This is a genomic window from Arthrobacter sp. AIWTK1 (assembly GCF_056680535.1).
This window is the reverse complement of record NZ_CM155287.1, coordinates 458,422-483,658: the sequence shown is the minus strand read 5'-3', so window position 1 is coordinate 483,658 and position 25,237 is coordinate 458,422. Positions and strand designations below refer to the sequence as shown.

Sequence of the window (25,237 nt, the reverse complement as noted above, 5' to 3'; positions counted from 1 at the left end):
CTTTGCATGTGACCTACATCATCCTTGCTGCTGAATATACTCGGACTTCCTACTAAATTCCAGAGCGCCCGGGGCTGCCCCTCAAAGGCGCCACGCCGCCGTCGTGCGTTGGTGTCCCGCCCGCCGTCGTGACCTTCTTTGCCCACTTCTGTTCGCATACCCGCCGCCCGCCCCGCGTGTTTGGGCCCGTTCCGGGCGAAATAGGGTCACGACGGCGGCAAACAGCTGCGCTGGACAGATCCCCTGCGCCCAAGTTGGGTAAGTTAGGAACTGTGAAGATTGCTACCTGGAATGTGAACTCCCTCCGTGCCCGCGCCGACCGCGTGGAGGCCTGGCTCGAGCGCAGCGACTGCGATGTCCTGGCCATCCAGGAAACCAAGTGCAAGGACGACAACTTTCCCTGGGAACTCTTCGAACGCATGGGCTACGAGGTGGCCCACTTTGGCGTGAACCAGTGGAACGGCGTGGCCATCGTCTCCCGCGTTGGCCTCGAAGATGTGGAACGCTCCTTCGTGGACCAGCCGGTATTCGGCAAGAACGGCAAGGATCCCATCCAGGAGGCCCGCGCCATCGGTGCCACGTGCGGCGGCGTCCGGGTATGGAGCCTCTACGTTCCCAACGGCCGGGCGCTCGACGACGAACACATGCCCTACAAGCTCAGCTGGCTGGACATGCTGAAGACCCACGCCCAGACCTGGGTCACTGAAAACCCTGAAGCGCAGATTGCCTTGATGGGCGACTGGAACATCGCCCCGCAGGACGACGACGTGTGGGACATCGACTTCTTCCGCGCCAACGCCATGACCCACGTCAGCGAACCCGAGCGCGCCGCCTTCCATGCCTTCGAAGCCGCCGGGTTCCAGGACGTTGTCCGCCCGCACACTCCGGGCCCGGGCGTCTACACCTACTGGGACTACACCCAGCTTCGCTTCCCCAAGAAGGAAGGCATGCGGATCGACTTCGTCCTCGCCTCCCCCGCACTCGCCGCACGCGTGACCGGCGCGTCGATCGACCGCGAGGAACGCAAGGGCAAGGGCGCATCTGACCACGCACCGGTCATCGTAGAGCTGGCCGACTGATGGGGCCGCGATGACGGGCAACATCTACCGCGGCCAGGCGGGCCTGCCTTTCTCCTCCGCGCTGCGGATTTACGAGCCGCTCTCCGCTTTCCCGGAAGAGCAGCGCGCCGCGCTCAGGGCGGCGGGCGCCAGGACGGCCTCCCGCGCAGCCGTGGAAAACGCCGAGCTGCAGGCCTCCCTCGGCCGGATCACACGCCCCGGCGGCGATCCCTTCCCCACCGGGCGCACCGACCTGGTCCGCGTCATTCCGGCTCCCCCGGAGCCTAAGCAACCGGGTGCGCAGAAGTCTTCCGGCGCACCCGATGCGTCCGGAACGGCCGACGCCGGCGCGCAGGGTGACGCCGCTGCCGGCGCCGAAAGCGCGGAGCAGGCACTGCTGTACTGCCCCAGCCAGCTGGTGCTGCGGGCGGGACTGGCCGCCAACGCCCTGATGGAGGGCATCCACGGGCCCCTGGCCGAGCTGCTGATCCCGGAAGAACAGCGGGACAAGCACCAGGAACGCATCGACCTGGTGAAGGCCCGCGAAGGCACCAGCCGCGTCCACACGCGCGCGTCCACTTGGGGCATCCCGTTCAGCTGGTTCTCCCTCTTCAAGGAATCCGATCCCCAGGATGTGGTGGAGTCCGACGGGCGAATCATCACGGTCCGCGTGTGGGCACCGATTGGTGAAGCCCTGGAACGCGTCCGCTTTGCCGTAGCCAACCTGGCCCTCGCCGCCCCGGACCTGGACATGCTGGACGACATGACCCAGCTCACCGAGTGGCTGGAACTCTTCCACCCCGGCTCAGTGGTGGAACTGGACTACGGCGCTGTTGCGGACAAGGTGTATCCGGACGATTCACCCATGGACGTGAGGCTCGGCATCGAATGCCTGGCCGAGGGGGATATGACCGGAGCTGCAGCGGCCTACCGGCGGCTTGCCTCCCGCTGGATTCCGATCAGGCAGCTGGCCCGGGCGTCCTAGCCGTTGGACCCGTCCGCCCGCCCTAAGCGGTCGGTTCTAGGCGGTCTGTGGAGGCGGCGGCGGCGCCGTCGTCCTTCTGACGATCAGCTGGTGGGGCGCAACTTCCGAGTGGACCGCACCGAGGGCGCCGTCCAGTTCATCGAGCAGCATCTTGGTGCCGAGTTCGGCCTGCTCATCAGGCCGCTGCCTCACGGTGGTCAGTCCCATGGCATCCGAGAAATCGTGGTCATCGATTCCGATGACGGACAGGTCCTCCGGCACGCGGACACCCATTTTGTTGGCTTCGAAAATGACGCCCATGGCCATCTCGTCGGACGCGCAGAAGATCGCGGTGGGCTTCGCGCCGGGCCGGGTCCACATCCTGGTGAATGCATCCTGCCCGCTCCGGACCGTGAAGTCGCCCCATTCATCCCACTCCGGACGGACAGGCAGCCCGGAGCCGGCCATGACGTCCTGGAACGCCTTGATGCGGACACGGGGAACATCGAAGTTGAGGTCGGTTTCGTCATCGCCGTGGAGAAGGGCGATGTCCTTGTGGCCGAGGCTGATCAGGTGCCGGACAGCGGTGGACGCCGCAGCGTAATCATCGATGCCGATGTAGGGGCATTCCTCCACGTGGCCGCCCACCACCACCAGGGGGATGTCGATCTTCTGCAGGTGCTCGATTTCCTCGTGGGTCAGCGCCATACACAGCACCAGGAGGGCATCGATCTGCTTATAGACCATGGTCTTGCTGAAGAGCCGCTCACGGTTGCTGCCATGGCCGCCCAGGTTGAACAGCGACAGGTTGTACTGGCGCGCGTGCAGCTCACGGTCGGCGCCCTCGATCGCCTTGGAGAAGAACCAGCGGCTGACGAACGGCGCCAGCACTCCGATGGTTTTGGTCCGTCCCGTGGCCAGGCCCGAGGCGGATGATGAAGCCACATAGCCCAAGGCGCCGGCCACCTCGAGAATCTTTTCCCGGGTGGCCGGCGAAACCCTGGGCAGTCCGCGGACTGCGCGCGAGACTGTGGCAGTAGAAACCCCCGCTGCGGCTGCGACGTCCTCAATGCTGACGCCGGAATGGCCGCCCCGTTGAGCCCTGTCCGTTGTGCGTGCCACAGTTTCCCCTTGCTTGCTGTTCGCAGATTCTTGCTACCTGTGCTTCCCCTGCGGCAACAAGCCAGTCTAATCCGCCCAGCCTTGAGCTCTTGATTAGCTCCTATTTCTTACGCGTAGCGGTCCTTGCGGGCAGGCGACGGCGGAGCCGCACCATGCCATAGAGGGCAAGAAGCACGCCCAGCAGTCCCAGCGCCCATCCGACTGCCGGCTGGGCGGTCACCTCCATCCAGACGGTGACCACCACCAGCACGACAGCCCAGAACCCGAGGAAGCCGATGATGATGTCGAAGTCCTCCCCGGAGCGGGTCCGCCGGTGTTCACTGCGGACCCGTCCGTGGTTCTGTTCCCCGCCCACAGCCGAACCAGTCACTTGACGGCGCCGGCGGTGAGGCCGGCAACAATCTTGCGCTGGAAGACCAGGACCAGGATTACCAAGGGAATGGTGACGATGGTTCCGGCGGCCATGATGGCCGTGTACGGAATCTGGTTCGGTTGCGCGCCGGCGAAGCTCGCGATGGCAACCGTAACCGGCTGGGTCGCGTCGCTGGACAGCTGGCTGGCGATCAGGAATTCATTCCAGGAGGAGATGAACGCCAGGATGGCCGTGGTGAAGATGGCCGGGGCCGCCAGCGGCAGGATCACCTTTCGGAACGCCTGCCCCTGGGTGCAGCCGTCCACCCGCGCCGATTCCTCAAGCTCCCACGGCATTTCGCGGAAGAAGGAGGTCATCGTGTACACGGTCAGAGGAAGCACGAAGGAGATGTTCGGGATGATCAGCGCCTGGTACGTACCCATCCAGCCGATGTTGGTGAAGAGCTGGAACAGCGGGGTGATGAGGGCGACGCCCGGGAACATGGATGCGCCCAGGATGAAGCCCAGCACCAGGTACTTGAACCGGAAGTTCAACCGTGCCAGCGCGTAGGCGGCGAAAACACCGATCAGCAACGACACCAGCGTAACGACGGCGCCGATGAAAACACTGTTGAGCAGTGCCTGCCCGAACCTGTTGCCAAAGGAGGTATCGAAGGCCGTGTTGAAGTTGTCCAGCGTGATGTGGGTCGGCAGTATCGAGGTGTCGTACGTGAAGTCCACATCCCGGAACGCGGTCACCACCATCCAATACGCGGGCGCCAGGCACCAGATGAGGATCACCGCGGCGCTGATGTAAGTACGCCCCTGCGCGATCTTCTCCCGGTTCTGGGCCGTCTTCCTGCCCCTGTCCTGTTCTGCCCTCAGGGCAGTCGCGGCTGTCCCGGCGCTCATTTCTTCCCCTTCTTACCGGTGGCTCCGCTTTGTTCCACAACGTTTGCTCCCAGGAAGCGCACGAAGATGAACGCGACGAGGAAGATGATGATGAACGTAATGGTGGACAATGCTGCCGCCGCGTTGAACCCTTGTCTGATTTGGTTGATCACCAGGATGGACAGCGTGGTGGTGTTGTTGGCACCGCCCGTCAGGATGTACGGGAGGTCGAACATGCGAAGTGCGTCCAACGTACGGAACAGGATGGCCACCATCAGCGCCGGCTTGACCAGCGGCAGGGTGATCATGCGGAACCGCTGCCAAGTGCTGGCACCGTCAACCTTGGCAGCCTCATAGACCTCTGCGGGGATCATCTGCAGGCCGGCGAGGATGAGGAGGGCCATGAAGGGCGTGGTCTTCCAGACGTCGGCGATGATGACCGCCCACTTGGCCGGCCACTCACTGCCGGTCCACAGGATGGTGGTGTTGAACAGCTTGTTCGCGATGCCTTCGAAAGCGAAGATGAACAGCCACAGCTTGGCAGTCACGGCGGTGGGAATGGCCCACGGGACCAGGACCGCTGCACGGACCAGGCTGCGTCCCCGGAAGGTCCTGGCCATGATGAGGGCCATCCAGAAGCCGAGGACGGTTTCCAGGGTCACGGTCACCACGGTGAAGAAAAAGGTGGTGGCCGTCGCGGTCCAGAACTGGGCGCCGAGCGTTCCGGGCGGGCAGGCAACCGTGCCGCCGCCGGGAGCGGAGCACTGCTGGGCCAGCCAGTTCACGTAGTTCTGGACGCCTGCAGGACCGCCGGCGGTGAAAAGCCCGGTGACGGGATCCAGGCCGGCGTCCTTTTGGAAGGACATAACGAGTGCGCTGATGATCGGGTAAACAATCACTACCGCCAGCGCGATGATAGTGGGAGCCAACAGCCACGACGCCCACCTGCCCTGGCTGGCGATCCGGTTGTCTTCCCCCACCCCCTTGGGTGCGTGGTGGATCTCGGGACCGCCCGACGCCGGCTTTTTTACCGGCGTCGGGCCCAATTCGGTAGCCATGAGAGGCTACTGTCCCGCGCTAGCTGATTCGATGGACTTTTGCATGTCAGACAGTGCTGATTCCACGGACTTCTCTCCCTTGATGGCAGGGTAGGCGTTTTCCTGGATGGCCTTGGTCACCGCCGGGTAGAACGGCGTCACAGGCCGCGGTACCGCGTTTTCGATGGACGTCTTCAGGACCGGCAGGTACGGCAGCTTGGCCACGAGCTCTTTGTCCTCGTAGAGGTCACCGAGCACGGGCGCCAGCGAACCCTGGGTGGCAAAGAACTTCTGCTGTTCTGCGTCGGTGAGGAACTTCACGAAGTCCAGGGCAGTGGCCTTGTTCTTGGAGTACACGCTCACAGCGGCGCTGTGACCACCCAGCGAGGAGGCACCGGGGCCGTCCTTACCGGGCAGGGCGGTCATGCCCAGGACGTCCTTGACCTTGGACGATGCTTCGGTGGTGGCCAGGTTGTACACGTAGGGCCAGTTGCGGTGGAAGAGGAGTTTGCCGTCCTGGAACGCCTGGCGTCCTTCCTCTTCCTGGTAGGTGATGGCTTCCTTCGGGATGTTGCCGTCCGCGTAAGCCTTCGCCAGGTTCTCCAGGCCGGTCTTGGCGTCCGGCGTGTTCAGGCTCGGCTTGCCGTCCTTGTCCAGCACGGAGCCGCCGAAGGAGTTGATCGCTTCCGAAGCGTTGACAGTGAGGCCTTCATACTTCTTGAACTGGCCCGCGTAGCAGCCGATGTTGTTGGCCTTGGCGATGGAGCACATCTGCATCATCTCGTCCCAGGTCTTGGGCGGAGTGGGGACGAGGTCCTTGCGGTAGTAGAGGATGCCGCCATCGGAGGACACCGGTGCTGCATAGAGAGTGCCCTTGTAGGAGCCGGCCTCAATGGTGGGCTCCAGCATGCCCTTGGTGTCAACCGCCATCTTGTCCTTCAGCGGCTGGAGCCAGCCCTTGGCGGCGAATTCGGCCGTCCACACAACGTCGACGCTGGCAACGTCGTAGTTCGGGTTCTTTGCCTGGTAATTCTGGACCAGGTCGTCGTGCTGCTGGTCGGCGGAGTCGGTCTGTTCCTTGAAGGTGACCTTCTCGTTCGGGTGCGCGGCGTTCCATTTTTCAATGAGGGGGCGGACGACGTTGCTGTTGTCCTTGCCCTGGACGTAGGTGATGGGACCGCGGCCGTCGAGGCCTTGTTCAGCGTCGCCGCCGCCACCCCCGCCCGTTGTGCCGCCTCCGCCGCCACAGGCGGAAAGGGTTAACGCCAAAACGCCGGCAGCAGCTGCCGGCAAAAGGATTTTAGGGGATTTCATATGAAGAGACTCCTCGCTGAGTGTCGAGCAAAATCGGCGGTGCGGTTGAAGTGGTGCCCATCACACTAGTAACGTTGCGGTGAGAAATGCAAGCGTTTACACCGATGTTATGGAAAGGATATCTGTGCCAAGCAGCTCAGTTCCCACTTCCGGCTCCTCGATTCCGGCGTGGTGGGCCAGCGCCGTCGTGTACCAGGTTTACCCCCGCTCATTTGCCGACGCCAACGGGGACGGGATGGGCGATCTCCGCGGAGTGACGGCGCATTTGGACCATCTGCACAAGCTTGGCGTGGACGCCGTCTGGCTCTCCCCGTTCTATAAGTCACCCCAGGCGGATGCCGGATACGACGTGGCTGACTACCGCATGGTTGACCCCCTCTTCGGTACCCTGGCGGACTTCGACGAAATGTTGCAGAAAGCTCACGGCCTGGGGCTGAAGGTCATAGTTGACCTGGTGCCCAACCACACCTCGGACGAACACGCCTGGTTCCAGGAGGCCCTCGCGGCGCCCCCGGGTTCACGCGAGCGGGACCGCTACATGTTCCGGCCCGGCAAGGATTCGGTCCCTGGTTCGGGCAAGGGCGACCTGGCGCCGAACAACTGGAAATCCATTTTTGGCGGTCCCGCCTGGACCCGCGTCACGGAGGCCGACGGCAAGCCAGGCGAATGGTACCTTCACCTCTTCGACACCAAGCAGCCGGACCTGAACTGGGACAACGCCGAGGTCCGGGAGGAAATGCGCTCGGTGCTGCGGTTCTGGCTGGACCGCGGCGTGGAAGGCTTCCGTGTGGACGTGGCCCACGGCATGGTCAAGGAAGCGGGGCTTCCGGACTGGGAAGGCTCCGCTGCCATGGTGGAGGGTGCCACCGAACTTCCGGGTGAAGCCCATGGCGGCCATACCGAAGCGGAGGAGCCGCACCGCGCCCACGCCGCCGCGGCTCCCCAGCCTGCCGCCGTCGCCGGCTCCGCCGTAATAACTGCAGACACCGACGACGACCACCAGGCCGTCTCGCCGCTCTACCCGCCGTCGCCGTTCTTCGACCAGGACGGCGTGCACGAGATCTACCGTGACTGGCACCGGGTGCTGTCCGAATACGACGGCGACCGCATGATGGTGGCCGAGGCCTGGGTGGAACCGGCCGAGCGGCTGGCCCGGTACGTCCGGCCCGATGAAATGCAGCAGGCGTTCAACTTCGACTTCCTGCTGGCCGGCTGGGATGCCGGGCGGACGGCAGCGGCCATTGAGGACTCGCTGCGGGCGGCCGCCACGGTGGGCGCCACCACCACCTGGGTCCTCAGCAACCACGACACGGTCCGGCACACCACCCGCTTTGGGCTGAAGGATCCCACGACCTTCCCGAAGGGCATTGCTGCCGAGGACGAACAGCCTGACGCCGGACTCGGCCTGGCCCGCGCCCGGGCAGCCACCATGGTTTCGCTCGCCCTCCCCGGCTCGGCGTATCTGTACCAGGGGGAGGAACTGGGCCTTCCGGAGCACACCACGGTTCCCGCCGAGGCCCGCCAGGACCCCACCTTCTTCCGGACGAACGGCATCGAGCGGGGACGCGACGGCTGCCGTGTACCGCTGCCGTGGGAAGCCGCCGAGCCCGGTTACGGCTTTGCGTCGGCGTTCACGGGCAGGACACCGGCGGCCCCCTGGCTCCCCCAGCCGGAGGCCTTCGGCGAGCTGGCCGCCGACCGGCAGGACGGCGTCGACGGTTCCACCCTGGAGCTGTACCGTGCAGCACTTGCGCTGCGTAAGGAACACCGGCTGGGCGCCGGGAGCTTCCGCTGGGCCGAGGTGCACGCACCGGAAGACGGGGTGCTCGCCTTCCACAACGGGGACGTGCTGGTGATCGCCAACATGGGTCTGGCTCCCGCCACTTTGCCGGCGGGCTACCGGGTAGCCGTGGCCAGCGCGGAGGAGGCGGTGACGGGCGGCGCACGGAAACTTGCGCCGAACTCCGCCGTGTATCTCGTGGCGGTCTAGCTTATGGCGGGCTAGCGGACGCGTTCCGCCCGGCCGAAACGTGAACGGGCACCGGCGCCGATGTGGATGAGCACAGGGATGCGCTTGCCCACGACGGCGTCGAGCGCTTCCACGAGCGCCGAAACATCAGCCGCAAGCAGGTGCGGTGCCACGCCCTGACGGGGCTGCAACCGGATCTTCAACGCCGGCTCGCCGCGGATCTCGTACGTGGCCACCGTGGCGCCGGCCAGGTCCTGCCGCTCGGCCAACGCCGCGCGCAGGGCCTGCTCGGCAACACCGCCGCCGATCCTCACGTTGCCGGGGAAATCCTCGGCGTCGTCCTCGGCAACGATCAGGTTGGCGCGGCCCTTGCCCTGCTGGGCCACCCAGGCCACCATCAAGCCAATCACCACTGCCAGCAGCAGCGCGATCACGGCCCACACCCAGCTTTCCTCGCGGCCGGGGATGCCTGTTCGCTGGAGGAGCTGGCTGATGCCGCTCCACACGCCGGCGGACCACTGCTGCCACCAGGAGGCCACTGCCGGAACGGTGGCCAGCAGCACCAGCAGCAGCCCGATGACCAGCAGCTTCACACCCAGGATTCCGATCAGGATCCGGTTCAGGGTCCGGGGGGTGTTGTTCATGCCCCGATCACCCCTGACGCGGCCACGTTGACGCGCACTTCGGGCATCGGTTCCGGAGCCATTTCCCGCAGTTCTTCAAGCACGGCGGCCAGGACGGCGTCCTCGCTGACGGGCACTCCCGAGGTGGGCCGCACGTTGACGGTCACCTGGCGTTGGGAGACCACCACCATCACCTGTTCCTGCGTAACGTTCGCGGCCAGCCGGGCACGCCGGGCCAGCGCGGAGGCAATCACTTCGTCGTCAACCACCACTCCGGCGCGCGGGGCAGGGAGCAAATGCCGCGCACGGCGTCCGGGCAGGACGGCATTGAGCAGGAAGAACAGCCCCGCCATGGCCGTCACGGCTCCGATGACGGCGAGCAGCAGCGGCGGCATCCCCTGCGGGAGCGCGATGATCCGTTCCGCGGCAGTCTGCGGATCGATGAGCCACGGCGGCTGCCCGACGGCGCGCACCGCAGCCTCGAGGAGCCCGTAGCCGCACAAAAGGATCACCAGGACCGCGGCGATCCCGGAGACTCCGGCCCGCGAGGAACGCGTTTCACGGTCCAGGATCCGGCGCATCCCGGCACCCCGGGAATCCGGCAAGAGTTCCGGCCCGGAGGCGCCGCCGGAACTCTTGCCGGAGGCACCGTTTCCCGCTGCGTGGCTGCCCTTGGAGCGGACGTCGGTGGCGTTATTCACTGGACCCTTCCCCCTTCGCTGATGGCGGCGCCGCTGATCCGGATGTCCACCCGGCTCAGCTGCGCCCCGCTAAGTTCCGCCACGCGGTGCAGGATCACGGACCTGGCCGCGACGGCGCGCTCCCGGATAGACCCGCCAAAGCCGGCAACGCGGCCGGGGTCACGCAGGACCGCGGTGAGCGGGGGGATCCTGATGGGCAGGACGAGCGACAACGCCAGCAGGCCGTCGTCGTCGGACCAGTCAGCCCTGACGTCGTGCGCCGGGACACCCAGCGCTTCAGCGGCGGCGGCCCGTGCAAGGCTGGTGAGCGCCTGGGTGCTGATGCGGTTGTGCCCGGCCATCACGGAGCCACCGGCCACGGTTCCGGCCGGGCTGCTCATGACGATGAGCGCCGGCCTGTGATGGCATCGAACACGCTGCGCAGGTCAAGTTTCCCTTCCGCGGCACGGCCTAGGAAGGCGCCGATCCCCATGAACAGCAGCGAGACCAGGAAGCCCCAGACGCCGAACTGGAAAGACATAAAGGCCACGAAGGCCCCCACTGCTATTCCCACCACTGTCAGGTTCACTGGATGGCCTCCCTTTCAGTCCGGGCATCCACCGGCACGCCTGGCTTTGCCGGCCCTGCCACGTAGACGTCATTGATCTCCACGTTGACCTCGATGACCTGCAGGCCAACGAGCTCCTCCACGGCGGCATAGACGGCGGCACGGACCTGGTCCGCCAGCGAATGCAGCGGCGTCCCGTAGAGGGCCACGAGGTTGATGTCCACCGCCACCTGCGTCTCGCCGACCTCCGCGTGGACGCCGGCGGCGTGGTCCGAGCTGCCGACGGCGTCCCGGATGGCCCCGAGGGCACGGGACGGGCCGGTGCCGAGCGAATATACCCCCGGAACGGCACGGGCGGCGATGCCTGCGACCTTGGCAACTGCCGTTTCTGAAATGACGGTGCGTCCGGTGCCGGCTGGCAGGGCAACGGCTGGATCAGCGTGGGCCCCCGGCGCGGGATGTGAATTCTGGTATTCCATCAGGCACTCCCCTTCTCTTGAACACCACCCTATCCCTTGGCCGCGACAAGCGGCCGGACGCCAGTGAAAATCGCCAAGCCGAAATCGGCTATTTGCAGTTGGCGGCGAGCCAGGCCGTTACCGGGGTCATGGCGGCGTCGAACTTTCCGCTGGAGTACACGCTCTGGTCGCTCAGCCCGGCGACGGCCACCGCGTTGAGATTGGCGAAGTCGGCTTTGAGCTCGTCCGGTACACGTTCAGCGGTTTCACTGAGCTCCGCCTTGAGCTGTTCCAGTTCCGCCGTTTTGCCCTGCGCGGCAGACAGTGGAAACAATGAGGCACCCGTGGCCTGCTGGGAAATGGTGGTGCATGCCTCCGCCGCGGACGGAAAGTCCCCAAACGGGCCGGAGCTCTTGCTGGGGCTCGGCGTCGCGGTTGCCGCGGCGGTTCCCGGAGCGGACGACGACGGCGCGCTGCCCGCTTCCGGCGCGGAGCAGGCAGTGAGTGCCAGCGCGGCGAAGAGGGCTGCTGCGGTCAGAGGGCGTGAAAGGTTGTTCAAGAGTCACTTTTCTGGTCGAGATTGCGCCGCCCGTTCCCTGGGGGCTTCGAGCGGCAATGGCGTTCTGTCCCCGGCGTGCGAGTCTAGCCCGGATGCCTGCCGGGATCCCAAGCGGCGGGCGCGGCGCCCTCCCCTGAAGGCAAGCGGGCTTCGGTGATGTGTCCGTATATATAGGTATGAAAACCGCAGGGGCGCCCGGATGGTTTCCGGACGCCCCTGCGGTTGACTGCGGGTGATTACCACCCCGCTGCGGGTTTACTTGTAGAGGCCTTCGCCGCCGACCTTGACGTTGGTGGGCAGGTAGCCGAAGGGACCCAGGCCGTTCTTGCCGAAGGTGCGGTCAACCTGGGACACGCCGTCACGGAAGTTGATCTTCACGGTGGGCGACAGGGAGCCGCCGCGGACGCCGTTCACGTTGTCGATGAAGGACTGCACCAGGCCGCCCGGCTGCACGTAGTGCGAGTAGGCCTGGAACTGCCGGCCGTTCTGGTTCGGGGTGGGTGCCTCCGGGGACTCGGACGGAAGGTTCAGGTCCGTGGGCGAGCCCAGGGCCAGGCCGCTGTTGTTCATCGGCTGGTAGTCCGAACGGACACCGTTGCCCACGAAACCGTAGACGCCGTCGGGACCGCGCATGCCGGCCGCGTAGGTGAACTGGTGGCTGATGGTGAACAGGTAGTACTTGTTCTTGCCGCCTTCATTCTGGATGAAGATCTGCGGACGCTCGGTCTGGTCGTTGACGCAGTTGGCCGAAAGGATCGGCGGCAGGAAGGACCACTTAGTCAGGTCCTTGTTGTCCGCCACTGCCAGCCCCACGTTGGCGGTCTGGTAATAGGCGCCGCTGCTGTTGACCTCGTTGACGCTTTCCGCGTTCGGGTCGCCGGCCTTGTAACCGAGGTCCTCGGGCTTGCACTCGTATTCGCCGCGGGTTCCGCCGGTGTTGCCTTCGAAGACCATGAAGGTCTTGCCCGGGTGGGCCGGGTCAGCGAACGTGTACGGGTCGCGGAAGGCGAAGCCGGGGTTCTGGGCCTTGTTCTGGTACATCTTGCCGTCCGGCTCAAGCAGCTTGGTGTGCTTGAAGCCGTCGAAGGTCACGCCGTTCTTGTCGGCATGGATCTTGCCCAGCGCCTTGGCGATGGCCGCGTCCGGGGCAATGCCGCCGCCGCCTGCGTTGCGCTCGGCGACGTCGTAGAACGTGGTGGCCGTGTAGAACACGTTCACCTGGTCACCCTGCATCAGGCGGGTGGAGCCGGACCATTCGGTGTTGCCGATGGAGGCGCCGTCAGCGAAGACGTGGCCACCGTAGTTCCACTTGTCCTTGGCCGGATCGGCGTTGGTCTTGCGGAAGAAGTAACCAATCCGGGCGTTCCAGTGGCGCTGGTCGAAGCCGTAGCCTGCGTGGCGGTCGGCAACGAGGGAGAAGATGACGTCCCAGCCCTTGTAGCTGATCTGGTTGGCGTTCTCGTCCGTCAGGGACCAGGTGTCCCAGACCCAGACGTCGTCGTTCATCGCGGGGAAATCCTCGGGGATTTCCGGCATGGTGACATCCGGGCTCATCGAGTTCTGGCCGGGAGCCACTGTGGAGTCGCTCTGCGCCATGATCTGCTTGGCGTCGGCGCGGGTCCATTTGGAGGTGAAGTCCGCCGCCGGATCGTAGGCCGCCTGGCTGTGATCGGTGGGCAGCGGGAAGCCGGGGGTGGGCGCCGGCATCTGCTGGGTGGCCGGCGGGTCCGAGGGTTCGTTGGCCTGGGCCGACGGAACGGCAAGGAAGGCGGAGGCCGCCACGGCCGCTGCCAGTGCTGCGGCGGCGGGGCGCCACCGCAGCATCCGGTGTGTATTGGGGTGCTTGTGCATTTTTGCTCTTCTCGCGGAGTTGAGACCATTCGTGGAAGACGGGCATGTGCCCTCATTCCCCGATACTCCGGCTTTCCCGATGACACGGCAGGCGTCATCGAGGACGCCTTTGTGTCGAGGGGGACGGGGCTTGGGTAGGGCCCCGGGAGGCGATTCGGAAAGGACTCCTTTCCTGCGCCGCTCTCTACGCTGGCACGCTGAAGCATGCTTATCAAACCGTGTTTCAAGGCCCCAAAAACCGAGTTTCGCTCCAAAAGTGCAAGCGCTTACATTGCCCATTGCGCGCGCGTGACACATCAGATTCGGTGAGTCAAATGTTGCATTATAAAATCAGACTTAGTGTGAAATGTCACCCTGCAGCCACCCGAAATTCACCTTCCGCGACGGATTGGAAGGGGCTCACCCCGAGCCTGTCACCAGCACATCCTGATACGCTGCCCGGCCGTCGAACACGTTCAGTCCCGCCCTGCCGGAGGACAGCGAGGCATCATCGACGGCGAGGATTTCGACACCGTCGAGCGTCACCGTCAGCCGCTCCCCCGCCGCCGCGGCCTCCAGGCTGTAACTGACGCCGTGGCTGAGCAGCACAGGAACACTGGCCAGAACGCTCGCGGCGGGATCGAAGACGCCGTCCTGCAGCTTGAAGATCCGCGCCAGCCGCAGGTTCGGGTCCAGGTTGACGTAGTACGCCGTAGCGCCGTCGGCCGAGGCCCGCAGCAGCACCGAACCGGCGCCGCCGTAACCCCGCCCCGGCACCTGGTCGCTCCTGAGCATGGCGCCCGCGTAGGGCTCGCCGCCGAAGCGCACGGTCGCAGCCACCCGGACATTCGAGAAGGTGGCGGCGCTTAGGGCGGTGGAGTCCTTGTCGAACGTCCCGGCCAGCCCCGCTCCCGTGCTTTCCCAGCGGCCGCCTGGAACCACGGCATAGGAACCCAGGTTGTGCCGGGCGGTACCGCCCGGCGCGGGCAGGACGGTCGACGGCGGCGCCGTGGTGAGGCGGGACGTGTCCGCCAGCTCGTGTACTTGGGCGGACACCAGCCGCGCGGTCCCGCCCGTGGTGCTGAAGGACAACCCTGTGGAGGACGGATCCGGGAAGACAAGGGAGGTGATGGCGGCCGTGCCGTCCCCGCCGAAGAGTTCCACCGAGGAGGAATCCACCAGCGCACGCAGCTTCACCCGCCGCTCGGTCCCGCCTCCGGCCGCTGCCACTGTCTCGGAACTCCACGCCGTGCTGGAGTTGTCCGCCGCTGCGCCCGCGAAATACCGGGTGAAATCTTCCCGGCCGGATTGTCCGCGGTCCACCGTCATGGTGCCGGCTGCGGTGCCCGTCGCTGCGTCTGTTCCCGTGCCGGCGGCATAGCGGATCAGGGTTTCCTGGGCGGTGCCGGCGGCGGCGCTGTCCGCCGCGCCTTTCCGGAGCCCGAACGTGAAGCCCGAGGCGCCGCCGGAGGACGGGAGGGCCACCTCGGCCGCCAGCTCGAACGACCGGCCGGAGGCAGCAGCCAGCGGGTTGGCTGACGTGGGCGTGACCGTGACGTCGGACGCCTGCCACGTGGACGTGCGCAGCCCGCCCAGTTCGGTTACGGGTTCCTGCACCAGCCGGAGCCCGGCCCCCGGAATGTCCTTGAGACTGAGCTGCCGCGGGACGCTCAACTGCCCGTTCCAGCGGCCGGTGGGCGGGCTGACGGCATAGTCCCAGTTGCTCATCCAGCCCAGCATGATCCGCCGCCCGTCCGGTACGCCGAAGAAGCTCATGGCAGCGTAGTAGTCGCGGCCGGAATCGGCCTGCAGCACCTGCTCCGCGTCCGTGTCCGCAGTGAAGGACGTCCCGTTCCATGTTCCGGTGACGTATTGCGCCGAGGAGCCATTGGTGGGCCTGACGGCACCGGTGCTCCACCAGAGCACCCAGCGTTTGGCGCCGGGCTGCCCTTCCACCGGCAGCTCGAAGAAGTCCGGACATTCCCAGACTCCGCCGCGGACCCAGTCGCCGTAGCCGAACGAGCTCGTGAACGTCCAGTGGACCAGGTCCGTGGACGTGTGGAAGCGCAGGTGGTCCCCGGCGGCCACCACCATGGTCCATGTGCCGGTGGCGGCGTCCCAGGTGACCTTGGGGTCCCGGAAATCCCAGCCGCCATCCGAGCCGCCCGGATTTTCCACCACAGGCGGACCCTGCACGGTTGACCACGTGCGGCCGCGGTCCTTGCTGTACGCGGCGTGTACGGACTGGTTCCCGTTGGGGGCGTCGTGGTTGAAGCTCGCATAGAACGCGACGAGCCCCTGCCCGCCGGCGAACAGTCCGCTGGAATCGTTGGCGTCCACCACCGCGGAGCCGGACCAGGACTCGCCCGCGGCAAGGTGCGGCAGGGCAATGGGCAGTTGCTTCCAGTGCAGCAGGTCGGTGCTGACTGCGTGGGCCCAGCGGCCGCGGTCCTGGTGGAACAGGTGATATTCGCCGTCGAAATACACCAAGCCGTTGGGGTCCGAACTGTTCCCGGAATTCTGGCTGTAGTGGTACCCGGGCTGGTAGAGGCCGTTCGTGTAGCCGGCGGCGTCGTCCGCGCGGACGTTCTGGAAGTAGGCGCCCCCGCCGCAGGCCGAAGCCGCTGCCTGCAGCCGGCCCCGCCGGCCCGGCGGCCCGGCGACGGCCTGGACGCCGTTGATCAGCGCCGCGGCCTGCCTGCCGCGGACGGTGAGCTGGATGCGGTTGAGCTGGCCGGCGGCAAAGCTGTCGGGCGGGACCACTCCGCCGGCAAGGACGCTCCCCGTGGCGCGGTCCTTCAGGACCACCGACCCGGCGCCGGGGTCCACCCTGAGTTCGGTGCCGCCGGTGCCGTCGGGCGCGCTCCGGACCACGACGGCGGCCGTGGCCGGGGCGGCGACGTCCAGGTCCAGGGACGCGACGACGTCGGACGCCACCGCCGGAACGAAGCGTGCGGCGTCCGTGCCGGCGGCCAGGCCGTCGGTTGCGCAGCGAAGGCCGCGGGCGTCCGGTTCCCACTGCCTGCGGCGGTGGGCCAGCCCTGCAGGGAGGTGTCCAGGCCTTTGAGGGCCATGCCTTGGAAGACGGCGCTGCCGTTGAAGGCCAGCAGCCCCACATGGCCGGAGCCGTGCGTGGTGTCCGTTGCCGTGATGGCCGGGGCGTAGCCGTTCGGGTCCATCAGGTCCGTCTGCCAGTGCACGGCGAGCTGCCCGCCGTCGGCCGTCACCCGCAGCCGGTACACCGCGTTGACGGTGATGTCCGTCGCGAAGATGCCCAGGGTGGCGTTGTCCTCGATCCTGTACAGCCGCAGCCGGCCGGCATTGGCGTCCACCTCCGCCGCGTAGCCTGCCGTTCCCGAAGAGTTGGCGCGGAACAGGACGGCGCCCACGGCATACGCGGACGTCACTTGGACGTCGGCCCTGAAATCCGTGACCTGCGGCGCCTGGTCCGTGGCAACAGCCCTGAGGTTGGCGCCGCCCGGGGCAGTCCCCCGGAATCCGGTAGCAGTGGCCGTCCAGCCCTGCCCGTCAGCCAGCCAGCCAGCCGCTCACGTTGGCGTCAACGCTGCGCACCCGCGGCTCGCTGAAGTTCACGGACCCGTTGTAGGCGTGGAGGCCCACATGGCCGCCCTGGTAGCGCTGGTTGGAGGCATCGATCCGCGGCACTTCGTCCACCGCCACGTAGATCCGGGCTCCGTCCACATGGACGTCCACGGCGTAGCTCCGGCCGGTATCCAGCGCCACCGCGGCGGGAGGTGCCACATCCTGGCCCGTGGCCAGGTCGAACAGCCGGACCCTGTCCAGGTTGGGATCGATGGTGGCCGCATAGCCGCTGCTGGCATCGGCCGCGCTGCGGAACACCAGGGCGCCCACGGCGTACGGGCTGCCGGGGTCGACTGAGACTCCGGCCGTGTACCGGGCGGTGCCGCTGATCAGCTGTTCGCTGATGGCCGCGGCGTTGTGGTCCGGCTCCGCGACGGCGGCCTGGCCGCCGTCGGGCTGCCGGGTCCAGTGTCCGCTCACGGCCACCACGTCCGGCATGGGGCTGGTGCTGCTCCCCAGCGTGACGGGTCCTGCCGGGGAAGAGCCGCCCGGGACGGCCTGGGCGGACGGAGCCAGCATGGCCTGGACAAGCACCGAACCGGACCCCACGGCGCCCAGGCCGAGTGCGGCCGCGGTAAAACCTGCAACTAACCTTTTGGACATTCAGATCGTCTTTGATCGACCGTGTGGTGCTCTAGGGGAACAGCGGGCGCGGGGCGCTGAACACTTCTTCCATCCGCCAGGCGTCCAGCTGCAGCAGCCGGACTGTGCCGGTGGCGGACAGTCGAACGGTTTCCCCGCCGAGCGTCGGATACGCCCGGGCTGTAAGCGGTTTGCCGTTGGCGAAGATCTCCAGCGCCGAGCGGTCCACCAGCACGCGGAGGTGCAGCCTGCCGCCGGGCAGCTGCACCGGCCCGGACTTTTCCTCCGCATCCACCGTCTGGTCCAGGCTGCTGCGCGTGCGGTCCAGGAGCACATAGGACTGTGTAAAGCCGCCGCTGCCCACGTCGCAGCCCACCTCGATGACCGTTTCCTCCGCCCCGGCGGGCACACCGTCAGGGCCCGGGATTCCGTCCGGGTTCTCTGCACCCGAGCCCAGCACACCCAGCCGGAAGACGCTCCCGGGCTCCAGTTCCAGGTCCAGCTCCAGGTCCAGCTGTTTTCCGGACACTCCGGCCAGGACCTCGCTGCCGCCCACCGTGCAGGGACCGGTCCGGACATGGCCGCGCCGCAGCAGCTCCACCTCCGGCACCGGAGCGAAGGCCAGTTCCCCCTCTGAACCCGGGGTGGCCACCCGCGGCAGGCTCATCACGCCGGACCAGCCGGCTTCCACCGTGGCGGCCTCCGTGCGGCCCTCCTGCAGCCAGCCGAACATGACCCGGCGCCCGGACTCGTCCGCGAAAGACTGCGGGGCGTAGAAGTAGCGGCCGCCGTAGTCCAGCCGGTGGAGTTCCCGGGGCGTGTAGGAATCCCCGGAGTAGCGGCCGGTCCAGTACAGCGGGTGGCGGGTATCGCCGTCGTGCCAGGCCGAAAAGACGAGCACGTCGGCGTCCGGACCGCCGTCGCCGTCCGGTTCCTGGTCACCCAGGGCCCCGGACCCGGCGCGGAACAGGTCCACGCACTCCCACATGGTGCCCTGCCAGTCCGTGCCCGACGGGTCACCGGACGACGCATCGCCGATGAACAGCGGGCCGATGTAGTCCCAGCGGCGGAGGTCCGCGGATTCGTAGAGGAACGCGGTGCCGCCGCGCCCGCGGATTCCGGATCCTACCAGCTGCCGCCAGCGTGAGCCTTCCCTCCAGACGCAGTGATCGCGGTAGGCGGTGATGTCCACACCGGCCGGCGGTGCAGGAATCACGGGGTTTTCCGGCGCTTTGGTCCAGCTCAGGAGGTCCGGCGAGCCCACCGCCACACAGGGCAGTTCCCGCTCGCCGTTCCGGCCGGAGTACACCAGGGTGGGCGTCCCGCCGTCGTTCACCAGCACACCGGACCAGCAGCCGTCCGCATCCGGACCGCCGGAGGGCTCCAGTGCGACGGGCTGGTCCGTCCAGTTGACCAGGTCCGGGCTGGTGGCATGCCCCCACAGGATGCGGTGGTGGAAGGCGCCCTCCGGGTTGTACTGGTAAAAGAGGTGGTAGGTCCCGTTCCACTGGCCCACGCCGTTGGGGTCGTTGAGCCAGCCGGCGGGCGAGACAAAGTGGAAGCGCGGCCTGAGCGGGTCCGCCTCGGCACGTGCCACGAGTTCGTCCTGCGGAACGGTGGCCAGGGGATGGGTCAGTTCGGTCATGAGGAAGCCTTGTTTTCTGTGCGGGATTCGTCCGTTGGCGGCGTGTCCGGGCGCTCGGCGGATTCGAGGGGCTCGGCGGAGAGGGCGTGGCTTGCCGCCGTGGCCGGGGGCCGGTAAAGGTGGCAGCGCACCCAGTGTTCATTCGCGGGATCACCCACCCGGTGCCGGACGGGTTCGTCAGCGGAACAGCGCTGCTCCGGGTCGCCGTCGAACGCGCACGACGCCGACTCCATCACCGCAGCGCGCAGCGCCGCCCGTTCGTGGGGATCGTAGGATCCGGTGCGGGCCGGATCCGGCACCGCCGAGACCAGCAGCCGGGTGTACGGGTGGGCGGGGTTGGCCAGCAGGTCCAGCGATTCGCCCTCCTCCACCAGCTCCCCGGCGAACATCACGGCGATCCGGTCCGCCAGGTAGCGTGCGGAGGCGAGGTCGTGGGTGATGTAAAGCATCGAAATGCCCTGCTCATCCCGCAGTTGCCGCATCAGGTTCAGGATGCCGATCCGCACGGACACGTCCAGCATGGAGGTGGGTTCGTCCGCGAGGATCACCTCGGGTTCCACCGCGAGCGCCCTGGCGATGGCCACGCGCTGCCGCTGGCCGCCGGAAAGTTCGTGCGGGTAGGAGTTGAGCATGTCCGGGGTGAGGCCCACGGTGGTCATCAGTTCATCCAGGCGTGTGCGCAGCTGGGCCGGTGTGCCGGCTTTGCCGTGCAGGGTCAGCGAGCGGGTCAGGAAATGTTCGATCCGGTGGACCGGGTTGAGCGAGCCGAAGGGGTCCTGGAAGACCATCTGCAGCTGCGACCGGTATTCCCTGGATGCCTGGAAGCGGTCGCGTTTTAGCACATCCGTGCCATTAAGCAGGATCCGGCCAGCCGTGGGCTTCTCCAGCCGCGCGATGCAGCGGGCCAGTGTGCTCTTGCCGGACCCGGACTCCCCCACCAGGGCCACGATCTCGCCTTTCCTGATGGCGAGGTCTACGCCGCCGAGGGCGCGCACCGCGGCCCGGGAGAAGAGCCCTCCACTGTGGAAGTCCTTTACCAGGCCCCTCACTTCGAGTGCCGGGGCCGCGTCAATGGTCCGGTCCTGCGTCTTAAGTGCCGCCGTTGCCGGCCGGGCTGATACCGGGGTGCTCATGGCTGTGCTCCTTGGAGGGCTGGAAGGGGCGAAACGAAGTGGCCGGGTGAGGCTTCCTCAAGGTCGGCGATGTTGCTGAACTTCACGCCGTCGGCCAGGCCGGTCAGCGGCATCCTGGGCCCGGTGAGCGGGGGGAACGCACCCATGAGGGCCTGGGTGTAGGGGTGCAGCGGGGCGGCATGGATGTCCTTGGCCCTGGCGGTCTCCACGATCCGGCCGCCGTACATCACGGCCATCCGGTGCGAGAGCTCCACCATGAGAGACATGTCGTGCGTGATGAACAGGACGGAGAAGCCCAGTTCGCGCTGCAGCTCCTTGATCTGGGCCATGATCTCCTGCTGCACCACCACGTCCAGCGCGGTGGTGGGCTCGTCCAGGATCAGCAGCGAGGGCTTGAGGGCGACGGCCATCGCAATCACCGCACGTTGCCGCATTCCGCCGGAGAGCTGGTGCGGGTAGGACTTCAGCCGGGCGGGGTCGATCCGGACGAGTTCCAGCAGTCCGGCGGCCCGCCGCAGCGACTCCTTCCGCGTGTAGCCTGCGTGGGTGGTGTAGATGTCCACGATCTGATCGCCGATGGTCATCACCGGATTCAGCGAATTCATGGCGGACTGGAACACCATGGCCACGTCCTGCCAGCGGAACCGGCGCAGCTGCTCAGGGCCCATGGCCAGGACGTCCTGGCCGCCGAAGCGGATGCTGCCGCCGGCGATCTCCGCCGGGTCGCGCAGGAGCCGCATGATGGCGTTGGCGATGGTGGATTTGCCGCAGCCGGATTCGCCGGCCAGGCCGAAGATTTCTCCGGTGCCGATGCTGAAGGACACGCGGTCGACGGCGGTGGTGGAGCGGGTGTCGCCGCGGTACTTCACGGTGAGGTCCGTGATTTCCAGCACCGGTTCGCGGGAACCGAAGGAAGTCTGGGAGACGGTCATGCCGATGCTCGCTTTCCGGTTTTTGCAGGCTTGGTCTTACGGATCTTCCTGAGGCGCGGGTTGGTGACCTCGTCCACCGCGTAGTTGATCAGCGACAGCGAGAACGCCACCAGCGCGATGCACAGTCCGGAGGGCACGAACACCCACCAGCTGCCCGTGAGGAGGGCGCCTTCGTTGCCGGCCCAGTAGAGGTTGTTGCCCCAGGAGACCGTGCTGACGTCGCCCAGGCCCAGGAACTCGAGGCCTGCCTGCGCACCGATGCCGTAAATGATGCAGGCCAGGAGCGTCCCCATCACGATGGAGGCCATATTGGGCAGAATTTCGCGGAACATGATCCGCAGCGGCCGCTCGCCGGTGACCACGGCAGCGGCCACGAAGTCCTTGGACCGGATCGAGAGTGCCTGTGAGCGCAGCACCCGGGCCGAGCCGGCCCAGCCGGTCACCACCAGGACCAGGATCACTGTGCCCAGTCCCGGCGGCAGGAACGCGGCCAGGATCACCAGGAGCGGAAGCCCCGGCAGGAGAAGGAAAATGTTGGTGGTGAGGGAGAGTGCTTCGTCGATGAACTTGCCGAAGTAGGCCGAGGCCAGGCCCACCAGGATGCCGATGAACGTGGAGGCGAAGCCCACCGTCAGGCCCACGAACAGGGAGCTGCGGGCGCCGTGGATAGTGAGGGCCAGGACATCCTGGCCCTTGGCCGTGGTGCCCAGCCAGAACTCGGCATCGGGCTCCTGGGACGCCATGCCGGTGATCTTCGAGGGGTTGTCCGGGTACAGCACCGGGGCAAGCAGCGCCAGGGCGATGAAAATGAACAGGATGGCCGCGCCGGTCATGGCCTTCTTGTTGGTCAGCAGCCCGTGCAGCAGGCTCCGGTTTGGCCTGCGGACGGAAGCTCCGGGCGGAAGTCCCGTGCCGCCGTCGGGCGTTCCGGCAGCGTCACCCGGCAGGGTGCCCGGCAGGGTACTGTCGGCGAGGGTCTCCCCCGCCACGGTGGAGGCGGTGGTTCCGATGGAAATGGTCATGGTCCGTCCTTCCTAGTTGGCGCGGACGCGCGGGTCGAGGCGGACGTAGAAGATGTCCACCAGGAAGTTGGCCAGCAGCACGGCGGCGGTGATGGTCAGGAAGAGGCCCTGCATGAGCGGGTAGTCGAGCCCCTGCACGGCGTTAAGGAGCTGGTAGCCCACGCCCGGATAGGCGAACACCACCTCGGTCAGCAGCGCACCGCCCACCACGAAGCCCAGGCTCATGCCGAAGCTGGTCACGGACGGGAGCATGGCGTTGCGGGCGGCGTAGCGGAACATGATCCGCCCGGGGCGCAGCCCCTTGGCTTCGGCCATGGTGATGTAGTCCTCGGCGTTGGTGGCGATCATGGTGTTGCGCATGCCCAGCATCCAGCCGCCCACCGAAACCAGCACAATGGTGAGGGCCGGCAGCACCAGGTGCATCCCGACGTCGGACATGAACTCCCAGCTGAAGCTGGGCTCAATGGTGTCGCTGAACGCGTGGCGGATGGGGAACCAGCCCAGCGTGACGCCGAACAGGTACAGCGCGCCCATGGCGAGCCAGAAGTACGGGAAGGAGCCGATGAAGATCAGTACGGGAGGGAGCGCGGAGTCAATCGCCCCGCCGCGCCGCCAGGCGGCAAGGATGCCCAGCAGGTTGCCCACGACGGCGGCAATCACCAGCGCGGTCCCGCCCAGCAGGAGGGTCCAGCCCACCTGCGAGGCGATCACTTCCGTGACCGGGGTGGGGAACCGGGAGATGGAGACGCCCATCTGGCCGGTGACCATGTTGTGCAGGTAGTCGACGTATTGCTCCCAGATGGGCCGGTCGTCGACGCCGAGCAGCTTGCGCAGCGCCTCGATCTGTTCGGGCTGCATGCGGTCCTGGGTGCGGGCGAACATGCGGGATACGGGGTCCCCCGGCATAAAGCGCGGGAGCAGGAAGTTCAGAGTGATGGACACCCAGAAGGCGATCAGGTAGAAACCCAGGCGGCGCAGGATAAAGCGCACGGTTTCCCTCCATTCGGGAATTGCAGAGATGGGGCCCCGTTACCGAGGGCCCCAAGCGAGCTTGCGAGTTTGGGGAGGTAATGGGGAGGGGCGCACACCCGGCGCCGGAAACAGCGCCGGGTGTGCGGTATGGGGCGGCCTCGGAAGGCCGTTAAGCCGGGTCGGAGCCGCCGGTGCCTTACTTGGCCGGTTCCAGCGACGTCAGGACCAGCACCGTGGTGGGGGCGCGGACCGACAGGGTGGCGTAGGGGTTTTCCTCCGTCGGCCAGCCGGTGAACCGGGTGTTGTTGTAGGCGCCCCATTCCGGGCCGGCGAACAGCGGGATGGTGGGGGCAACCGCGCTGTACTCCTCCTGGAGCTTGTCCGCGATGTCGTGCTGGGTGTCCTCGTCGGCTGCGGCTGCGAACTCGGTCAGCAGGGCGTCCGCCTTGGGGTCGCCGAAGCGGTGGTAGTTCTCGAAGGCCTTTTCCCCCACCGGCTTGACCGTGCTGGTTCCCATGGTTCCCGCGAAGTACTTGTACGGGCTGGGATCGTTGGCAGTCCACACGATGCCGGAATCGAAGTCACCGGTCTCGTAGCCTGCCACCACGGCAGCCCAGTCCGGGGAATCGACCTTGGCCGTGACGCCCACCTCGGCGAGGTTCTGTGCGATCACATTGGCGACGGAGAGCCAGTCGGAGGACGCCGCGCCCACGGAGATCTTGAACTCGAAGGGCTTGCCGTCCTTCAGGGTGCGCTTGCCGTCCGCGCCCTTGGGGTAGCCGGCTTTGTCCAGGAGCTTGTTGGCCTCGTCCACGTTGAGCTTGGTCCACTCGCAGTTGTCCTGGACTTCTTTGTTCTTCCAGGTTTCGTAGTTTCCGGACAGCCCTGTGCAATCCGCGGGCTTGGTGTATCCGCTCATGCCGATCTTGGTGACCTGGTCGCGGTCTACGGCCATGCTGAGGGCCTTGCGGACGTCCGTGTCGTTGAACGGGGCCTTGGTGGTGTTGAGCTGCCAGTTGATCATGGAACCCGTGGGCGGGAACCAGTACTTGCGGTGGTCCGGGTCCTTGGAAATGAAGGTCTTCTCGATGTTTGGCATGTACTGCGGAGCCCAGTCCACGTCCCCGTTCGCGGCGGCGAGGTTGGCGCCGTCGTTCCCGGCGAAGGCGAGCATCTTGATGCCGGCGATCTTCTGCTTCTCCGGCTGCCAGTAGTTGGGGTTCTTCTTCAGCACGAAGGACTGGGCCTGGAAGGTGTCCACCTCGGTGTAGGGGCCCGTGCCCACCGGCTTCTCGTTGGCGTCCTTTTCGGGGTCGGCAATCTTGGACCAGACGTGGTCCGGCAGGATGCTCAGCTGGCCGAGATCGAACAGCGCCGGGGACCAGGCGGTCTTGAAGCTGAACTTGACCTGGTTGGTGCCCTCGGCCGTGACGGTGTCCAGGTAGTCGTAGCCGCCCTTGATCTTCTTCTGCAGCGCGAACGTGGTGACCACGTCGGCAGGGACAAGGGGCTGGCCGTCGGACCACTTCACGCCGTCGCGGAGGGTGAAGATGATGGACTTGCCGTCCTCCGCGGCCTTCCATTCGCTGGCCAGCCACGGGGTGGTGTCGCCGTTGGCCGGGTTGTAGATGAGCAGGGATTCGTAGATCGCCTGCTGGGTCATGGGTGCCACGGTGGGGGCGAACGGGTTGAAGTTCCGGACGAACGTGCCCATGTCCTCGCGGGGAATGGTCAGCAGGGCGGTTTGGGCCGAGGCGTCAGCCTTCGCGGAGCCGGTGTTGCCCGCGTTGGCGGAGCACCCGGTGAGCACCATGGCGCCCATGGCCAGTCCGGCCGCTGCGATGCGGGCAGACCTCAGGAATCGTGCTTGTGTCATGATGGATATCTCTTTCCTCGTCTTCGCTGGTGAAGGTGAAGGTGTGGT

24 protein-coding genes are annotated in these 25,237 nt (G+C 66.7%); 3 read left to right on the top strand and 21 right to left on the bottom strand.

From position 1 onward, the window contains the following. Positions 1-272 precede the first annotated feature (272 nt). On the top strand, positions 273-1,079 hold the full coding sequence (locus tag AC1MDG_RS02330) for an exodeoxyribonuclease III (RefSeq protein ID WP_043477558.1): 807 nt from the start codon (positions 273-275) through the stop codon (positions 1,077-1,079). A gap of 10 nt (positions 1,080-1,089) precedes the next feature. Further along, positions 1,090-2,043: a DUF8083 family protein gene (locus AC1MDG_RS02325; RefSeq protein ID WP_479807273.1), complete on the top strand. Its 954-nt coding sequence runs from the start codon at positions 1,090-1,092 to the stop codon at positions 2,041-2,043. A gap of 36 nt (positions 2,044-2,079) precedes the next feature. On the opposite strand, the gene AC1MDG_RS02320 is transcribed toward AC1MDG_RS02325, so the two are convergent. The 5 genes from AC1MDG_RS02320 to AC1MDG_RS02300 form a co-directional block, all read right to left on the bottom strand. Continuing rightward, complete coding sequence (locus AC1MDG_RS02320) at positions 2,080-3,144, bottom strand: LacI family DNA-binding transcriptional regulator (protein WP_479807271.1); 1,065 nt, start codon at positions 3,142-3,144, stop codon at positions 2,080-2,082. Positions 3,145-3,244: 100 nt separating this feature from the next. Beyond that, on the bottom strand, positions 3,245-3,514 hold the full coding sequence (locus AC1MDG_RS02315; RefSeq protein ID WP_479807269.1) for a hypothetical protein: 270 nt from the start codon (positions 3,512-3,514) through the stop codon (positions 3,245-3,247). After that, a complete protein-coding gene (locus tag AC1MDG_RS02310; RefSeq protein WP_043477545.1) occupies positions 3,511-4,407 on the bottom strand; it encodes a carbohydrate ABC transporter permease in 897 nt (298 codons plus the stop codon). The genes AC1MDG_RS02315 and AC1MDG_RS02310 overlap by 4 nt, the downstream gene beginning before the upstream one ends. Continuing rightward, positions 4,404-5,444, bottom strand: coding sequence for a carbohydrate ABC transporter permease (locus tag AC1MDG_RS02305; RefSeq protein ID WP_043477543.1), 1,041 nt, complete (start codon positions 5,442-5,444; stop codon positions 4,404-4,406). The genes AC1MDG_RS02310 and AC1MDG_RS02305 overlap by 4 nt, the downstream gene beginning before the upstream one ends. Positions 5,445-5,450: 6 nt before the next feature. Beyond that, complete coding sequence (locus AC1MDG_RS02300) at positions 5,451-6,737, bottom strand: ABC transporter substrate-binding protein (RefSeq protein WP_479807267.1); 1,287 nt, start codon at positions 6,735-6,737, stop codon at positions 5,451-5,453. A gap of 109 nt (positions 6,738-6,846) precedes the next feature. Between AC1MDG_RS02300 and AC1MDG_RS02295 the strand changes: the two genes are divergently transcribed. Next, entirely contained in the window at positions 6,847-8,727 is a 1,881-nt protein-coding gene (locus AC1MDG_RS02295; protein WP_479807265.1) for a glycoside hydrolase family 13 protein, read from the top strand. Between the two features lie 11 nt (positions 8,728-8,738). On the opposite strand, the gene AC1MDG_RS02290 is transcribed toward AC1MDG_RS02295, so the two are convergent. The 16 genes from AC1MDG_RS02290 to AC1MDG_RS02215 form a co-directional block, all read right to left on the bottom strand. Then, entirely contained in the window at positions 8,739-9,350 is a 612-nt protein-coding gene (locus tag AC1MDG_RS02290) for a hypothetical protein (RefSeq protein WP_479807263.1), read from the bottom strand. Beyond that, positions 9,347-10,030, bottom strand: coding sequence for a hypothetical protein (locus AC1MDG_RS02285; RefSeq protein ID WP_479807261.1), 684 nt, complete (start codon positions 10,028-10,030; stop codon positions 9,347-9,349). Before AC1MDG_RS02285 ends, AC1MDG_RS02290 begins: the two co-directional genes overlap by 4 nt. Beyond that, on the bottom strand, positions 10,027-10,410 hold the full coding sequence (locus tag AC1MDG_RS02280) for a hypothetical protein (RefSeq protein WP_043477527.1): 384 nt from the start codon (positions 10,408-10,410) through the stop codon (positions 10,027-10,029). Before AC1MDG_RS02280 ends, AC1MDG_RS02285 begins: the two co-directional genes overlap by 4 nt. After that, complete coding sequence (locus AC1MDG_RS02275; protein ID WP_043477524.1) at positions 10,407-10,598, bottom strand: DUF2273 domain-containing protein; 192 nt, start codon at positions 10,596-10,598, stop codon at positions 10,407-10,409. The genes AC1MDG_RS02280 and AC1MDG_RS02275 overlap by 4 nt, the downstream gene beginning before the upstream one ends. Further along, a complete protein-coding gene (locus tag AC1MDG_RS02270; RefSeq protein WP_479807259.1) occupies positions 10,595-11,056 on the bottom strand; it encodes an Asp23/Gls24 family envelope stress response protein in 462 nt (153 codons plus the stop codon). The genes AC1MDG_RS02275 and AC1MDG_RS02270 overlap by 4 nt, the downstream gene beginning before the upstream one ends. A gap of 88 nt (positions 11,057-11,144) precedes the next feature. Further along, positions 11,145-11,594, bottom strand: a complete 450-nt coding sequence (locus tag AC1MDG_RS02265) for a hypothetical protein (RefSeq protein WP_479807257.1) — start codon at positions 11,592-11,594, stop codon at positions 11,145-11,147. Positions 11,595-11,849: 255 nt separating this feature from the next. Then, positions 11,850-13,445 (bottom strand): glycoside hydrolase family 68 protein, encoded by a 1,596-nt coding sequence (locus tag AC1MDG_RS02260; RefSeq protein ID WP_479807255.1) that lies wholly within the window; start codon positions 13,443-13,445, stop codon positions 11,850-11,852. Positions 13,446-13,844: 399 nt separating this feature from the next. Beyond that, a complete protein-coding gene (locus AC1MDG_RS02255; protein WP_479809003.1) occupies positions 13,845-15,911 on the bottom strand; it encodes a glycoside hydrolase family 32 protein in 2,067 nt (688 codons plus the stop codon). Between the two features lie 311 nt (positions 15,912-16,222). Continuing rightward, the gene (locus AC1MDG_RS02250; RefSeq protein WP_479807254.1) at positions 16,223-16,831 is read right to left on the bottom strand and encodes a hypothetical protein; all 609 of its coding nucleotides are present in this window, start codon (positions 16,829-16,831) and stop codon (positions 16,223-16,225) included. Between the two features lie 121 nt (positions 16,832-16,952). Next, positions 16,953-17,630: a hypothetical protein gene (locus AC1MDG_RS02245; RefSeq protein WP_479807252.1), complete on the bottom strand. Its 678-nt coding sequence runs from the start codon at positions 17,628-17,630 to the stop codon at positions 16,953-16,955. Between the two features lie 31 nt (positions 17,631-17,661). Further along, positions 17,662-19,254, bottom strand: a complete 1,593-nt coding sequence (locus tag AC1MDG_RS02240) for a glycoside hydrolase family 32 protein (protein ID WP_479807251.1) — start codon at positions 19,252-19,254, stop codon at positions 17,662-17,664. Continuing rightward, positions 19,251-20,387 carry an ATP-binding cassette domain-containing protein gene (locus AC1MDG_RS02235; RefSeq protein WP_479807249.1) on the bottom strand — a complete coding sequence of 379 codons (1,137 nt, stop codon included), beginning with the start codon at positions 20,385-20,387 and terminating at the stop codon, positions 19,251-19,253. The genes AC1MDG_RS02240 and AC1MDG_RS02235 overlap by 4 nt, the downstream gene beginning before the upstream one ends. Beyond that, positions 20,384-21,319 (bottom strand): ABC transporter ATP-binding protein, encoded by a 936-nt coding sequence (locus AC1MDG_RS02230; RefSeq protein ID WP_479807248.1) that lies wholly within the window; start codon positions 21,317-21,319, stop codon positions 20,384-20,386. The genes AC1MDG_RS02235 and AC1MDG_RS02230 overlap by 4 nt, the downstream gene beginning before the upstream one ends. Then, positions 21,316-22,341, bottom strand: coding sequence for an ABC transporter permease (locus tag AC1MDG_RS02225; RefSeq protein WP_479807247.1), 1,026 nt, complete (start codon positions 22,339-22,341; stop codon positions 21,316-21,318). Before AC1MDG_RS02225 ends, AC1MDG_RS02230 begins: the two co-directional genes overlap by 4 nt. A 12-nt stretch (positions 22,342-22,353) precedes the next feature. Further along, a complete protein-coding gene (locus tag AC1MDG_RS02220; RefSeq protein WP_479807246.1) occupies positions 22,354-23,331 on the bottom strand; it encodes an ABC transporter permease in 978 nt (325 codons plus the stop codon). A 178-nt stretch (positions 23,332-23,509) separates the two neighbouring features. Then, the gene (locus AC1MDG_RS02215) at positions 23,510-25,189 is read right to left on the bottom strand and encodes an ABC transporter substrate-binding protein (RefSeq protein ID WP_479807244.1); all 1,680 of its coding nucleotides are present in this window, start codon (positions 25,187-25,189) and stop codon (positions 23,510-23,512) included. Positions 25,190-25,237 lie beyond the last annotated feature (48 nt).